Raw genomic sequence first — 17,725 nt, forward strand, 5'->3', positions numbered from 1 at the left:
GCTGTTCAATGCGGTGGACGCCTTGCTGGGCGATCCGCTGATCTCCGAAGCCTTCGACGGCGAGCAGCCGGCCGAAGCGACCGCGATCATCCGCAACTCCGACGTCGACGCCGCGGGCAACATTGCGCTCAGCGCCGAATCGGCCGCGCAGCTCAACGCCACGGTCAGCAACGCCGCCAGCTCCACCGCCTCGGCCCTGTTCAACGCCACCGGCCGCAGCATCGGCGGCGTGCTGGCCAGCAACAAGGTCAGCAGCACGGCCCAGGCCTTCATCGAAGAGGGCGACATCGCCGCCGGCGGCGACCTGACGGTGGACGCCAGCGACACGGCCGGCATCTATGCCAACACCAAGCTGGTGTCGTCCTCGATCACGACCAACGACGGCGGCGTGGCCGCCCTGCAGGAATCGATCAGCGACTTCGTGCCCGCGGACTTCAGCTCCGACGAGGGCGAGCGCACCATCCACTTCGGCGACAAGGTGCGCCTGGCGAACGACTACGCCAATGGCGGCACGGCCGGCGGCGTCTACGAGTACATGGGCACGACCCAGCTGCTCGATCTCGGCGAGCAGGACTACGCGGACCTGGGCTACTGGAAGGAGTGGCAGGGCACGCAGCTGATTCCCGACGGCCTGAACTTCACGAATTCGGATTCCGTGGCCGGGGGCGGCGTGGTGGTGCTGAACGACCTGCGCAGCAGCGTGGAAGCGTCGATGACGAACGTCATCGTGACGGCGGCGAACGTGGGCCTCAGTGCCCTGGAAGACGCCACCGTCATCGCCACGGCCGACAGCTCGGTGGAATCCTCCGGCGGCAGCTCCTTCACGGGCAAGGGTGCTTCCACGGCCGGCAACGGCACGATCGCCACGAACGTGGTGCAGGGCGCCGCCGACGCCTTCATCGAGGACAGCGACGTCACCACGACGGGCGAGGTCACCGTCGAGGCTCGCAACGCCTCCACGCTCGAAGCCACGACGATGGCGGCGACGACTTCCGCCGGCAACTCGGTGGGCATCGTCCTCGCCTTCAACAGCGTCGGCTGGGAAAGCCAGAACCTCCTGTTCAACGCGCTCGACGCGCTGATCGGCCTCTCGGACGTGGAATTCGACCACCAGTCCAGCCAGACCGTGGACAGGCTGCAGGAAAACGATCGCGTCAAGACCACCAGCGGGGACATCTATCGCTACATCGGGCCGGACCTGAGCGGGCCGGTGAACCTCGCCGACACGCAGCAGCACTACGCCACCAGCAACAACTGGCAGAAGGTCGACCCCACCTTCGGCGCGGAGCGTCCGGCGCGGGCGCAGGCGTACATCCGCGATTCCAGCGTGGACGCGGGCGGCGACGTGGTGCTGGAGGCCGAGTCGGCCGGCACCGTGGAAGCGACCGTCGGCAACGAAGCGACGTCGCTCGCCATCGCCTTCCAGGGCGCCTCCGCGATGAGCGCCAGCGGCGTGCTGGCGAGCAACAAGGTGTCGAGCCGCGCCCTCGCGTTCATCGAAGACGGCGACGTGAGCGCCGGCGGCGACGTGACCATCACCGCGGCCGACAGCGCCACCATCGAGGCGACCTCCACCATGGGCACCTCGGCGAAGCGCGTCAACGACGCCGGCGCCGGGCTGCTGAACAACTTCGTCAACCAGCTCAAGACCGAGTACGCCTACACCAACCGTTCCGGCCAGCAGACGCTGGCCTTCGGCGATCTGGTGCGCGACGACGTGTCCGGCGAGGTCTACGAGTACATGGGCACCACGCAGTCGCGCGACCTCGGCAGCGAGGACTTTGCCGACTACGAGTACTGGAAGCAGGTCGACGACACCAACCTGATCTCCGACAAGATGGCCAGCACGGCCGCGAAGGCGTTCGGGCTGGACACGGGCAAGGCCAAGACTTTCTACGGCCTGGTGGTCCGCAACGACGTACGCGGCGGGGTGGATGCGTACGTCGACGGGACGGACCTCACGGCCGGAGGCGACATCACGCTGGCCGCGCTGGAAGCGGCCACGCTCACCGCGCTGGACTCCAGCACCGTCTCGTCCAGCGACAACAAGGGCGGCGTGGTGGTGACCAACCAGGTCCAGGCCCACGCAAAGGCCAACGTCCTGCGCAGCGCTCTGGACGCGGGTGGCGACGTGACCGTCGACGCGCAGAACACCTCCGTGCTCGACGCGACCACCTACGCCAAGGCCAAGGGCAACGAGTCCGTGGGCGTGGTGGTGTCCTTCAACAGCATCGGCTGGGACGCTTCCAACATCCTGTTCGCCGCCATCGACGCGTTGCTCGGCGACGACCTGCTGACCGACGAACTCCCGGCCACGACCCGCGCCACCATCGAGGACAGCTCCGTGGATGCGGGCGGCGCCCTGAGCGTCACCGCGACCAATGCCGCCCAGCTTCAGGCCACGACCGGCAACGAGCAGGTCTCCAACGCGACGAACGACTTCGCCATCGCGGCGAAGTTCGGCGCCAAGGGCATGGCCGCGGGCGGCGTGCTCGCCAGCAACCGCGTCAGCAGCCTGGCGGAAGCCTGGATAGCCAACACCGGCACGTCGCTGACCGTGCAGGCAGGCGGCGCCGTGACCGTCGCCGCGAAGGATGCCGCGGTCATCGCTGCCAGCAGCGTCATGGTGGCCTCGGCGATCACCAGCAACAACATCAACGCCGTCACGCAGCTGCTGCAAGGCCTGCTGCCGGACAGCTACCAGTACACGACGGCCTCCGGCGTCCAGACGCTGCAGGAAGGCGAACGCGTGCGGGTGGGCGGCACGTACGCGGGCGGCGGCGACACCGGCGCGGTCTACAAGTACCTCGGCATCGGCGAGACGCTCGACCTCGGCAACACCGACTTCTCCGACCCCGGGCAGTGGAAGAAGCTGACCGGCGGCGCCGACGACCTGGAGGACCTGTTCCCCAACTTCGGCAACCTCACGGATTCCGACGCCCGGGCCTATGGTGCTTCCGTCGTGCTGAACGACGTGCGCAGCGCCGTCCAGGCCTACGTGCAAGGCGTGTCGCTGCAGGCGGCCAGCCTGGCCGTCGATGCGGTGGAAGACGCCACGCTCCAGGCCTACGTCGAGACCAACCTCACCGCCTCGGGCGGCAGCGCCTACGGCACCGGCACGGTGGTGTCCGGCGGCGGCCAGGTGGTCACGAACCTGGTGCTCAGTTCCGCGGAAGCCTGGGTCGACCACGCCACGGTGACGACCACCGGCGACCTGTCCGTGAACGCCGCCAACACCTCCGCGCTGGACGCGACGGTGCTCACGGCCTCCGCCTCCGGCGACACGGGGGTCGGCATCACGCTGGCCTTCAACAGCATGGGCTGGAAGCCGCAGAACGTGCTGTTCAACGCCATCGACGCGCTGCTGGGCGACCCGCTGCTGTCCGAAGCCTTCGACGGCGCGCAGCCCGCCGCGACGCGGGCCTTCATCACCAGCGCCACCATCGATGTCGGTGGTGACCTCTCGATCACCGCGGACGCGTCGGCACAGCTCAATGCCACGGTCAGCAACGCGGCAACCTCCACCGCTTCGGCGCTGTACAACGCCAACGGCAAGGGCATCGGCGGCGTGCTGGCCAGCAACAAGGTCAACAGCCTCGCCGAAGCCTACCTGGAAGACCCGCTGGCGCCGGTCACCGTCGGCGGCACGCTGGCGATCGCCGCCGCGGACAACGCCGGCATCTACGCGAACAGCAAGATCGTCTCGTCCTCCATCACGACCAACGACGGCGGCGCGTCGGTGCTGCAGGAGACGATCAGCGACTTCGTGCCGGCCGACTACAACACGGACGAGGGCACGCGCACCATCGCGTTCGGCGCCACCGTGCGGATCGCCGACGACTTCCTTGCCGAGAACTTCGGATCGGGCGATGGCGTGCAGGCCCTCGCCACCGGCAACAAGGTGCGGCTGGCCGACGACTACGCCGCGGAGAAGTTCAGCACCGATTCCGGGCGCCGCCTCCTGGTCACCGGCGACGTCGTGCGACTCGCGGACGACTACGGCGGCGGCGGCGACGCCGGCGCGCTCTACAAGTACCTGGGCGGCAACGGCCGGGTGAACCTCGGGACGCAGAACTACGCCGACGGCGCGCGCTGGGCCAAGGTGGGTGGCACCGCCGGTGCGGTCTACCAGTACCTCGGAAGCGCCGGCAGCCGCGACCTCTCCGCCACCGACTACGGCGACACGGCGCTCTGGAAGGAGATCGCGGGCAAGGCGGGCAGCGTCTACCGGTACATGGGGACCGGCGACACCCTGGACCTGGCCCACGTGAACTACGACGACCTCGGCTACTGGAAGGAAGTGCCGCTGACGCAGGTGGTGCCGACCGGCTACAACGTGAGCGACTCCAACGCCACCGCCGTCGGCGGGCTGGTGGTCGTGAACGACGTGCGCAGCGAAGTGTCCGCGCGGCTTTCCGATGCCGACGTGACCGCCGCCGGCGTTTCCGTCAGCGCCAGCGAAGCGGCCGTGATCCGCGCCGATGCGGATTCCAGCGCCGTCGCCTCGGGCGGCAGTGCCTGGGGGTCGGGCAGCGTCCTCGCCATCAACGGCACCATCGCCACCAACATCGTCCTGAGCAGCGCGCAAGCCAGCATCGAAGGCGGTTCGGTGACGACGACTTCCGGCGACCTCGCCGTCGCGGCCGAGAACCTCTCCCAGATCGACGCGACGACCCACAGCGCCACCACCAGCGGCGAGACCGCCGTCGGCGTGACGCTGGCGTTCAACTCCATCGGCTGGCAGGCGCAGAACGTCCTGTTCAACACGGTCGACGCGATCCTCGGCGACCCGCTGGTGGCCGACGCCTTCGGCAACCAGCAGCCGGCGGAGGTCCGCGCGACGATCTCGAATTCTGCGCTCGACGTGGCAGGCGACCTCCGCGTGACCGCGAGCAACGAAGCCGTCATCAACGCCGAGGTCGACAACCAGGCGAGTTCCGCCGCCGTGGCCCTGGTGGGCGCCTCGGGCGCGAGCGTGGGCATCGTGATCGCCAGCAACATGGTCAACAGCACCGCCGAGGCGGAGGTCGCGTTCGACAGCGGCCTGGGCCAGGTGGACGTGGGCGGCGACGTGGCCGTGGCTGCCGAGGACTACGCGGCGATCAACGCGAAGAGCACGCTGGAAGCGATCTCCACCGTCAGCAACGACGGCGGGCTCGGCATCATCACCGACCTCGTCTCGAACTTCCTGACCGACTACCAGTACACGACGCGCTCCGGCACGCAGGACCTCACCGAAGGCCAGCTGGTCCGGGTGGGCGAGGGCTACGGCGGTGGCGGCACGGCCGGCAAGGTCTACATGTACACCGGCGCCGATGCGACGCTGGACCTCGGTGCCATCGACTACCGCGGCGCCGACTGGGAAGAAGTGATCCTCGACGAGGCCTTCGACTTCCTGAGCGGCCTCGGGCTCAACGTCAGCAGCTCCGATTCCACCGCGGTCGGCGCGCTGGTCGTGCGCAACGACGTGCGCAGCGACGCCGAAGCGGCCATCGCGCACGCGCAGGTGGACGCCGGCGGCGACATCGACGTCTCCGCCATCGGCAGCGCCACCATCCAGGCGCAGGACGAGAGCACCGTCACCTCCGAAGGCGGCAGCCTGCTCATGAGCGGCCGGTCGCTGGCGGTGAACGGCGTGATCGCCACCAACCTGGTGCTCGGCTCGACCGAGGCGCTGGTGTCCGACAGCGACCTCACCAGCGGCGGCGATGTCGCCGTCGACGCGTCCAACACCGCCGGCATCGTGGCGGAGATCCTCAGCGACACCACCTCCAAGGGCGTGTCGGTGGGCGTGACGCTCGCCTTCAACACCATCGGCTGGGAAGCGCAGAACTTCATCTTCAACACGGTCGATGCGCTCCTGGGCACCGACATCGGCACCGCCGATCCCGCCTCGGTGCGGGCCGTCATCGAGCGCACGGAGGTGGACGCGGGCGAGGGCGTGCACGTCGCGGCCGTTTCCGACGCCAGCATAGACGCGACGATCACCTCCGCGTCGACCGCCATCAAGGCGACGCTCGCCGACTCCACGGCCGTGGCTGTCGGCGCGATCATCGCGATGAACAAGAGCAGCACCAGCGTGGAGAGCGGCATCGCCGACGCCGGCGAGGTGCTCGCGCGCGACGGCAGCGTCGAAGTGACGGCCGACGACAGTTCGCGCATCGCTGCCGACGTGGAGGCGTCCGCGCTGTCGGTTTCCGCATCGACCTCGTCGGCGCTGTCCGTGTCCGTGGGCCTGAGCGTCGCGCGCAACGAGATCCGCAACGACATGGAAGCCTACGTGCGCGACGTCGATGCGCTCACGGCGACCGACGGCGACGTGAACGTCGACGCGGACCAGTCCTCCGACATCGACGCGACCTCCCGGGCGTCCGCCATCACGGTGGCTCTGTCGGCCGGCGGCAGCAAGGCTTTCGGCGGCGGCGGCGCGACGGCGGTGAACGACATCGGCGGCAAGGGCAACGCGTCCGTCCAGCGCAGCACACTCACCGCGACCGGCACGGGCGCCGGCCAGGGCCAGGCGACGATCGCCGCCCGCAACAGCGCCGAGATCGACGCCGACGTCGAGGCCTTCTCGGTCTCGGCGGGGGTGGGCACGGGCACCACGCCGGCGATCTCCATCGGCTTCTCGCTCGCACGCAATTTCATCGGCTGGGACGAGTTCGGCGGGGCCAACCCCCTCCAGGTCCGGGCCTACGCGGAAGACACGCAGATCACCGCGCCGCGCGGCATCACCGTCAGCGCGGAATCGACCCAGAAGATCGGCGCGACGGTGTACGCCACCTCGGTGGCCATCGCCGCCTCCACCGGGAGCGCCGTGGGCCTCACGGCGGGGGGCCTGTGGACGGACAACCGCATCGCCACCAGCGTGAAGGCGTACATCGACGGCTCCAGCCTCCTGCAGACCAGCGGGACGGACCTGGTCGTCAGCGCCCGCAACGCGTCGCGCATCACGTCGGACGCGCGCGCCATCTCGGTCGGCGCCAGCCTGGCCGGCGGCAGCGGCGGCTCGGTCTCGGTCGGCCTGTCGCTCTCGGCGAACACGATCCAGAACGAAGTCGCGGCCTACGTGAAGGACGCGGTGGTCCGCACGGCCGGCGGTGACGTCCGCGTGACGGCGCGCGACGAAGCGCGCATCAGCTCCAGTTCGACCGCCGCGGCGATGTCGCTCGGCATCAGTGCCGGGACGGCGGGCTTCGCCGTGGCCGGCGGCGGCGCGACCTCCTACAACACCATCCTCGGCAGCACCGAAGCGTACGTCGAGGGCAGCGAGCTCGGGACCACGGCCAACCAGGTCGGCGACGTCGTCGTCACGGCCGCGAGCACGTCGCAGATCACCTCCGAGGTGCTGGCCGTGGCCGGCTCGGTCGCCTTCGGCAGCACGGCCGGCGTGGGCGTGGCCGTGGGCGTGTCGCTCGCGCAGAACGACATCGGCTACGAAGACAGCAGCTCGGAAGGCAATCTGGTCTCTGCGCAGATCCGCGACAGCAGCATCGCCGCGAGCGGCGACCTCACGCTGGATGCCGCCTCCGCGCAGGTCGTGCAGGCTTTCGTGGCGGCGGGTTCCGTTGCGCTGGCGGCCGGCGGCACGGCCGGTGTCGGCCTGAGCGGCGCAGGCGTGAGTTCGAAGAACCGCGTCAAGGTCCGCGTGCAGTCCGGCATCGACGGCGATGGCGCCAGCGGCATCTCGGTGCGCGGGGCCACCATCACCGCGGATGACAGCTCCAGCATCTCGTCGTTCGCGGGTGCGGCCTCCCTGGCCGGCAGCGTCGGCGGCACGGCGGGCGTGTCGGTGTCCATTGGCGTGTCCCTGTCCGAGAACCTCGTGGCCAACGCGGTCGAGGCCTTCGTACGGAATGCCGACCAGGGTCTCACCACCCGCACGGGCGACATCGCGATCACCGCGGGCGCGCAGGGCAAGCACCTGTTCGACCTCACGCTGTCCGGCCTGTCGTTCACGACGGCGCAGCTCTCCGATGCGTCCGAGGAAGCGATCGACGATCCGCTCACCGGGACCGACGAAGCTGACGTGGACGCCGACGGCGACGCCGCCATCAAGGAAGCCATCCGCACCGCGTTCGCCGTGCGCGGCGAAGACCTGGAAGGCGACCTGCGCCTGGCCGAAGTGGTGGAGGGCGAGCGCTGGGTGCTGGTCACCGAAGACGGCGTGAGCTACCAGGTCGACAAGGTCGGCGGGACGCTGCAGGTGTCCAAGGCCACCATCGCCGCCGTCTCTGCCGCGGCTTCGCTGGCCGCCGGCTTCGGCGGCACGGCGGGCATCGCGTTCAGCGGCGCCGGGGCGGATGCGCAGAACATCATCCTGACCAAGGCGAACGCCTCGGTGGAAGGCAGCACGCTGGACAGCGCCGGCGACGTCACGCTGTCGGCGTCCAGCACGAGCGGCATCCTCGCGACGGTGGTCGCCGCATCCGCTTCCGTGGCGGCGGGGGGCACGGCCGGCGTGGGCGTCTCGATCGGCGCCGCCATCGCGCACAACTTCATCGGCTACGACGCGGACGGCAGCCCGTCGGCGGCCGAGGTCCGCGCGTACGTCGTCGACTCCAGCATCGCGGCGGACGGCGACCTCGTGCAGACGGCCGTGGCGGCCCAGCACATCGACGCACTCGTGATCGCCGGGTCCGTGGCGGTTGGCGCCGGCGGTACCGCCGGCATCGGCGCGAGCGGCTCCGGCGTGGAAGCCGAGAACCGCGTCAACGTCGACGTCGAAGCTTCGATCACCGGCGACGGCGCGACCGGCATCACGGCGGACACGGTCAGCCTCACGGCCCGCGACACGTCCACCATCTCCGTGCTGGCCGGCGCGGCCTCGCTGGCGGCGTCGCTGTCCGGCGCGGTCGGCGTGTCGGTGTCCGTTGGGGTCGCGCTGGCGCACAACAACATCGCGAGCACCGCGGAAGCCTTCATCGCCGACGCCGATACCGGCGTCACGAGCAGCACGGGCGACATCACGCTCACGGCCGATTCCGCCGCGACGATAGACAGCGTCGCCTTCGCCGCATCGCTGGCCGCCGGCATCGCCGGGGCCGTCGGCGCCGGCGTGAGCGGCGCGGGCGCGGAAGCCACCAACGCCATCCAGACAGGAACCCACGCCTACGCGAGCGACAGCGTGCTGTCCAGCGCGGGCGACATCGAGGTCACGGCCACCAACACTTCTTCCATCGACGCGACGATCGTCGCCGCCTCCGTCTCGGTGGCGGTCGGCGGTACGGTGGGCTTCGGCGCTTCTGTAGGCGCCGCGCTCGCCACCAACCTGATCGGCTACACGGAGTCCGGCACGCCCGAAGAGGCCTCGGTGCAGGCTTACCTGGAAGACACGAGCGTGCTCCAGGCCGACAAGCTCGCCATCGCGGCCACCAGCGACCTGAGCGTCCAGGCCATCGTGCTCGCGGGCTCCGTCGCGGTGGCCGGCGGCACGGTCGGCGTGGCCGTGTCCGGCGCGGGCGCGAGCAGCGAGAACCGCATCGCGGCGAACGTTGCCGCGTACATCGATGGCGACGGCGCGCAGGGCATCACGGTGGGCACGCTCACGGTGGAAGCCGAAGACAGCTCGTACATCAACGCCGACACGGGCGCCGCCTCGGTGGCCGCGTCCTTCGGCGCGGCGGGCGGTTCCGCGTCGGTGGGCGTGGCGTTCGCCTCGAACGACATCGCCAACACCGTCGCAGCGGAAATCCGCAACGCCAACGACCTCGACACCACCACCGGCGGCATCACGGTCACGGCCGACGAGTCCGCCACCATCGAATCCCTGACCGCGTCGGCCAGCCTCGCGGCGAGCGTGTCGATCGGCGTCTCGTTCTCCGCTGCCGTCACGCAAGCCACCAACACCCTGGGCAGCACCGTCAGTGCGGGACTCTCGGGCTCCGGCGACATCCGCTCCGCCAAGGGCGTGACGGTGGCCGCCCAGGACACCTCCGGCATCTCGGCGGAAGTGGTCGCGGTCGCGGTCAGCGGCGGGGTGATCAGCCTCGCGGCCGGCCTCGTGACCGTGGAGAACCAGATCGGCAACCACGTCAGCGCGTCCAGCACGAACTCCGACGTGACGGCGGAAGACGGCGACATCGCGATTTCCGCGACCTCGACGCCCACCATCCGTTCCAGCGCCGAAGTGGGCGCCGTGTCCTTCGGCATCGGCGTCGCCGGCGCAGGCGGCATTTCCACCACCACCATCGAGGGCATCACCGAAGCTTCCGTGAACGGCGGTTCCCTCACCGCCGCAGGCCACGCCATCACCGTGGACGCGAGCTCCACGTCCACGACGTCGCCCAGCATCGAAGGCCTCTCGATCGGCCTGGCCGAGGTCTCCCTGATGCAGGCCGAGGCCACGATCGCGGGCCAGACGCGCGCATGGGCGGGCGGTACCACCACCATCACCGCCGCGAGGCTCGACCTCACGGCCACGGACCAGACGAGCGCGTCGCCGAGCACCACCATCGCGGGCCTGTCCGGCGTCTCCTTCGGCAGCACCGAGACGACCGTCGAAGTCACGCGCGAGACGCTCGCCGAAGTGGCTTCCGGTGCCAGCCTGACCATGGCGGCCGGCGCGCTGAACCTGCTGGCGAACGCGACGACGTCCGGCAACGGCTCGACGGAAAGCACCTCCGGGGCGATCTTCAAGATGACCAGCCTCACGGTGGAAAGCACCGTGTCCAGCGAGACCCGGGCGGCCATCCAGCAAGGCGCGACCGTGCGGTCGGCCGGTGGCACCGTGAGCGTCACGGCGCTCGGCGACAACGCGGCGGAAGCCCAGATCGAAAGCTTCGGCGTGGGCATCGCGCTGTCCGCGCAATCCAGCGAGCCGAGCGCGACGGTCAGCGCCACCACCGAAGCGTACATCCACGGCAACGTCATCGGCACCACCGCCTCGCAGCCCGCTGGCAACGTGACGGTGCTCGCCGACGCGGACGACCACGCCACGGCCGGTTCCAAGGCGCGTGGCGGCGGCGCCGTCTCCGTCGACAGTTCCACCGTCACGGCCACGACCGAATCGACGGTACGCGCCGGCGGCGGCGGCACCATCCGCTCCGGCGGCACGGTATCCATCCAGGCCTTCGGGCGCACCGACGCCGACGCGGCCTCGCGCAGCGACACGGGCGGCGCGGTCGCCGTCAGCGACCTGGTGGCGAATGCTTCCGCGACGCCGACGGTCACTGCCGACATCCAGGGCGGTGGGGTGATCGAAGCGGCCCAGGGCTTCATCCTGCGCGCCACGCATGGCGAGGACCCGCCGGTCTATTCGGACGGCAGCTTCGACGCCGTTTCGGGCATCGATCCCACCGGCAACACCGTCACGTTCGGCGCCGACCACGGCCTGCTGACGGGCGACACGGTCAAGTACAACCAGAACGGCGCCACGACCGGCGTCGGCGGCCTCACCAGCGGACGCACCTATGGCGTGATCGTCGCGGGCGACCAGCAGCTGCAGCTCGGCTCGACGTTCAGCTCCTACGTCGACGAGGACGCGGACGATCCCGTCCCCTTCGTCGACCTCGACCGCGACACGATCAGCTTCGCGACGCCGCACAACCTGCTGGATGGCGACCGCGTCGTGTACTCGGCGGAGCAGGGCTCCGCGGTCGTCGGCGGCCTCTCCACCAACACGACCTACGAGGTCGTCCGCGTCGACGCCTACACGATCAAGCTGAAGGCCCTGGGCGGCTATGCCGCGCCAAAGGAAATTACCGGAGCGGCCATCGCCGCCGACACGGTCACGCTTGCCGGCCACGGCTTCACCGAGGGCCAGGCCGTCACGTACCGCGCACCCCGCGCACCGCAATTCAGCGTGCCGGGGGTCGACGGCGACACCGACACGATCACGCTCGCGTCCGGCCATGGCCTGGCCACGGGCGACGAGGTGATCTACACCACGGACGGCGCGGTCATCGGCGGGCTGGTGAACGGCGGCCGCTACTTCGCCATCGTCAACGGCAACGCGGTGCAGCTTGCCGCGACCTACGAGGAAGCGGTCGGCGTGCCGGCCGACCCGGACGCCGACCCGCCCGTCACGGGCGTGGCGGTCACGCCCATCAACCTCACGCCGTCGAGCGACGAAGACGACGAGGGCGACGTGCACGGCCTGCGCAAGGTCTCCGACCAGGCGATCGGCGGCCTCGTGGACGGCCGGACCTACTACGTCGATCTCGTCACCGGCCAGCCGGACAAGTTCCAGCTGCGCGACGGCGACGGCAACCTGGTGTCGCTGGTCGCCACCGACAGCGTCTCCGGCGCGGTGCTCACCGGAACCAGCACGCTGGGCACGGAAAGCATCGACCTCACGAACGTGGGCACGGGCCGCCATCGCCTGGTCATCGACATCACGGCCGACGGCAGCGGCACCCAGCTCTTCGAGGGCGTGGGCGGCGCCCGCGCGCTGGCCGGCGCACCGTCGGCCAACGGCGTGGTGACGGCCGCCGCCAGCGGCTCCAGCGGCGGCGTGGTCCGGGTGAGCGACTCCAAGGTGACGGCGTCCACGACGCCCACCGTCAACGTCACGATCGGCACGGGCGCAAGCATCGCCGCGTTCGACGTCGACATCGCCGGCACGGCCAAGGCGAACGTCTCCGCCACGTCCGCGAACAGCGGCGGCGGCCTCGTGTCCGTGGGCGACGCCGAGGCGAACATCGAGGTCGACGTGACCAGTGCGGTCACGGTGGGCGAGGACGCTTCGGTGCAGGCCACCAACAGCCTCACCATCGATTCCTGCACCATCATCCACGCGTCCGTGCTCGCCCAGAGCAACGGCGGCGGGCTGGTCGATTTCGCCGACGCCGACGTGTCCGCCGACGTCACCTACAGCGCCACCATCGCGCTGCTGGACGGCGCCGACGTGAAGAGCGAGGGCGACGCCACGCTGGATGCGCGCAGCAAGGTGGAGGTGAAGGCCGACAGCGAAGCCGACTCCGCCGGCCTGGGTTCCAGCGCCGAGACCACCGCCGACGTCGCGATCGGCGCCGACGGCGCACGCGCCCTGGTACGCACCAGCGTGGCCGATGGCGCGCGGGTGCAGGGCGCCAACGTCGTGGTCCGCGCCCGTTCCTCCGAACTCGAGGTCCACGCGACCGCCGAAGCGGACTCCGGCGGCGCCGTCGCGGACGGCGAAGCCGAAGCCCTGATCAACGTGTGGGACGCGGTCGAGGTCGTGCTCGCCTCCGGAGCGTCCGTCATGGGCGACGTGGTCACGATCAGCGCCCGCCACGAGGACGTGGACCTGAAGGCACGCTCCGACGCGGACACCGACGGCCTGTACGCCGACGCGGACGCCACGTCGCGCATCGCCTACGACAGCGACAACACCGTCAGGGCCGGCGCGGGGGCCACGGCGGCTGCGCGCGACCTGTACGTGTACTCCACGCAGGACATCAGCCGCTACGAGCGCAGAATGAGCACCGACGTGGACGTGTTCGGCTCGGCCAACGACCACCCGGAAGGCAAGCTGGAGGCGCGCCGCACGATCGACTGGAACGGCAACGTCACCTTCCTGGCGCGCCCCGCGCCCCAGCTGCTGATCGACAGCAACGGCCTGATCGTCACGGCGGACAACGTCACCGTGAACGGCGGCCTGGACGCCGGCGACACCGTCACCGGCGACACCATCACGGTGGACCCCATCACCAACAACGACGCGGGCACCGCCACCTTCACCGTCAACTCCGTCGGGCGCCGCGAGGACAAGGACGCGCCGGCAGGCGAGATCACCGGCTCCGGCGGCACCTTCAGCAGCGGCTCCATGTTCCCGTCCGTGGAACTGGTCAACCACTCCGACAAGCACCTGGTCATCGGGAACATCCAGCTCGCCAACGGCACGACCCAGCCCACCGTGTCGCTGAATGCACAGGACGTCTCGCTCGAATTCGAGGTCGGCCATGTCGCACCGGCCGGTGACGTGCGCATCGACATCCTCAACGAAGGCACGGGCGACGTGCGCATCGACGGCCTGGTCGACAACCCGATCGGCCTGATCCACATCGAGGCCCAGGGCGGCGCCATCTTTGCCGACGACGGCGCCGGCGACCTGCTGCGCGGCAACCGGATCGCGCTGGAGGCGCGGGACAACATCGGCGACGCCACCCGCCGGCTGGACGTCGAGCTGGTGCGCAGCCACCGCCGCGAAACCGGGTTCGACGCCATCGGCGGCGGCGACATCCGGCTGAACCTGACGGGGAAGGTGCGCGACCTCGATCCGGCCTTGTCGGACTTCACGGGCGGCACCATCGCGACCAGTGGCGGCGACGTCGACCTCCTGATCCAGACCACGATGCAGGAGACGCACGCGATCGGCACGGCCGGCGGGGTGCGGGTTTCCGTCAACGGCGGCAGCGCCACGACCTACCTGGAGCACTACGACCAGGACACGAACCACGGCTCGGCGCCACTCGACTTCCGCCTGTTCGCCGACACCACGCAGGGCACCGGAGTCGCCAGCGCGTACACCTTCGACCAGATCCGCGGCGGCAACATCACCATCGTCGCGGCGCATCCCCTCGCCACCGACCCGCGCATCGACTTCACGTCCGACACCGACCACGGCGACGACGGCCGGATCGACGTGCTGCTGAACGGCGACCTGACGCTCAGGGAGCTCTCCGGCGACTACTTGCTGCACAGCATCCGCTCCAACGCGGGCGACATCGACCTGTCGACGGTCGACGGCGCCATCGAAGTCGTCATCGTCGAGGCGCTCGCGGGCGACGTCACCCTCAGCGCCGTCGGCGAAGGCTCGGCGCTGTTCGAGAGCGGCGTCGGCGACGACGGCGCGACGCCCTTCGTCGTGGGCAACAGCATCACGCTCAATGCGGGCGGCGGCGTGGGGTCCGCCGGCGACTTCTTCGAGATCGATTCGTCCCACCAGGCGCCGGGCCAGGTGAGCGGCTTCGTGGGCGGCAGCGTCTACGTGACCGAAACGGCGGGAACCCTGAACGTGGGCGGTATCGTCGCGACCGGCATCGTCGGCGGCGTGCTCACGAACGCCGAGGCGATCGTGCTCGTCACGCTGTCCGGCTCCATCCTCGATGCGGACGCCACGGAAGAAGACGACATCGTCACCGACCTGCAGGCGGCCGACATCGACCTGATCGCCAACGGCGGCAGCATCGGCAGCGCGGCCAACGCGCTCGAGATCTACGGCGCCGGCAGCGGGCAGCAGGAGATCCCCACGCGCACGCTCGGAGGTGCCACGCCGCTGGCGGGGCGGCTGTTCGCGCAGGCGCTTTCCGGCGACGTGCACCTGCTGGAAGTCAGCGGCGGCACGAACATCCTCGCCATCCACGCGGGCGGCGATGCGTCGCTGACCGTCTGGGACAGCGCCTATGCCGACGAGGACATCGAGTTCGTCGTGGGCGGCGGCAGCAGCCACACCGGCATCGCGGTGGCGCAGGGCTACGTGCAGGCGGGCGGCTCGGTCACGCTGCAGGCGGGCGACGACATCACGCTGCCCGTGGCGTCCAGCATCACGGGCGGGACCGCCGTCACGCTGCGCGGCGACGTGCAGAGCGCCGAGATCGATCCGTCCATCGGCACCTACATCCTGCTGCAGGGCGCGGTGCAGGCACCGCTGCTCACGGTCGAAGGCGGCGCGCAGATCGACCACTTCGAACTCGCGCGCGCCGGTGGCATCAACCCGGGTGGCAGCACCGTGGTGCGCGGCGGGCTGAGCGACGACCGCTTCTACGTGCAGGCGGCCGCGGGCACCACCACCCTGGAAGGCGGCAGCGGCGCGGACCGCTTCCTGCTGTCCAACAACGCGTCGCGTTCGCTGTTCCCCACGTCCGACCTGTTCGAGAGCGAGGATCCGCTCGCGCCGTTCTCCGCGCTCACCGGCTCCGTCGCCGGGCTGGGGCAGTTGAACATCGCCACCGGGGAGGGCGGCGACGGCGGAACCCGCGATTCCATCTACCTGAGCTCCGATGCGGCGGCGGCTTCGCTGTCCGGCACCTTCACCACCGGCCGCATCAGCGGCTTCGGGATGGCGGGGACGATCGACTACACGACGGTCGACGGCGCCTCCATCCTCGTCGAGCTCGGCGCTTTCGACGACACCGTGGCCGTCAAGGGCGGCGCGGCCAACGTTGCCCTGTTCGTCACCGCGGGCGGCGGCGACGACGTGATGAACGTCGGCAACGACGCGGGCCGGCTGAACGACATCAGCGGCATCGTCGCGTTCTACGGCGACGCAGGCGCCGACACGATCAACGTCCACGGAAACTCGCCGACCACTTCCGCCGGCCAGTTGTCCGCCATCGGCGTCACCGGCATGGAAATGGGCGGCAACCGCCTGTTCGCGATCCACAACGAAGTGTTCGGCGCGAACGTCCCGACGCCGCTTGCCACGGATCCGCCGACGGCGACCGTCTCCGGCGCGATCTATTTCGCGACGCGCGAGATCGACGACGAGACCGAGACCATCTCGAGCACCGTGGAGACCGTGAACGTGCTCCTCGGGGCGGGCGACGACACCTTCAAGGTCGACAGCGCCTACGCATACGGTACGACCCATGTCTACGCAGGCGCCGGCCAGGACACCATCACGGTGTCGTCGACCACATCCGGCCTCTACCGCGACTCGGGGCAGACGCGGCGCAGCGACTACGTGCACGGCGAGCTGGTGCTGCACGCCGGCACCGACGCGGTGGCCGACACGCTGATCGTCGACGACTCCGGCGACGACAACGCCAACGTCGGCCAGCTGCTCGGCGCGACCGTGACCACCAGCGACATGGCGGGCTCGGTGCGCTTCGACGCGAGCGCCGGCGACACCGTCGGCATCCTGCTCGGGGCCAACGACGACAGGTTCTACGTGCCTGGCGTCAGCGCGGGCATCCAGGCGGTGGTGGGCACCGGCGGCGGCTTCGACAAGGTGTACGTCGGCACGACGGCGGGGAACGAGGCGACCGGCTCGCTGGACGCGCTGCTCGGCATCCTGGTGGTCGAGGGCCAGGACCCCGAAGCGGGCGACATGCTGATCGTCAACGACCAGGCGACCGGCGCCGCGCAGTGGTACGGCATCACCAACGACCCCGACGACGGCGTCCGCAACACCGACGCCGGGCCGTGGCCGGTCGACACGACCACGATCACCCGCGGCGCGGGCGACATCCGCTACCGCGGCATCGAGACGGCGATCCTGAACGCGGGGCAGGGCAACGACATCATCGACCTCGAAGGCACGCACCGCGAGCAGGCCCTGTCCGGCAAGTCGTCCGCGTTCATCGTGAATGCCGGCGGTGGCGACGACACGGTCAACATCGGCGCGCAGGTGGCCGGCGGCTACTCGCTCGCGGGCTTCCTGATCGACCTGGCGGAGACCCCCACGGAGCCGGGAGGCATCCCCGTCCTGGTGAATGGCGGGGCGGGCCGCGACGCCATCCACTACCTGGACTCGGCGAACTCCGTCGCGACGGCACTGGCCTTCACCCATGGGACGCCCGACGCCGCCTGGCGCGCGCTCTTCGGCGAAGCGCCGGACTCGCCCGGCTACCTCTCGGTGGTCATGGGCGACCTCGAGGGCGACGCGCGGCCGCTGAACGTGAACGCCCGCGGCACCGAGCACGTGCAGGTGACGCTGGGCAGCGGCGCCGACGTGGTGCAGCTCACCGACAACGGCGTCTACGACTACGACGTCACGGTCTATGCGGGCGGCGGCGACGACACCTTCAACATCGAGGACGACCTCGTCAACACCGGCCGGACCATCACGCTGAACGGCGAA

General features: G+C 70.3%; 1 protein-coding gene (cut by a window edge). It reads left to right on the top strand.

The genetic code is table 11. The features are described 5' to 3' along the window. Positions 1-13: 13 nt before the first annotated feature. Positions 14-17,725, top strand: the 5' portion of a protein-coding gene (locus tag H8N03_RS25040) for a hypothetical protein (protein WP_222623157.1). Its footprint extends 15,804 nt past the window's final position; the window shows 17,712 of its 33,516 coding nt (coding positions 1-17,712); it begins with the start codon at positions 14-16; the stop codon falls past the right edge of the window.

This window comes from Ramlibacter cellulosilyticus, assembly GCF_014297465.1.
GTDB classification, from domain to species: domain Bacteria; phylum Pseudomonadota; class Gammaproteobacteria; order Burkholderiales; family Burkholderiaceae_C; genus Ramlibacter; species Ramlibacter cellulosilyticus.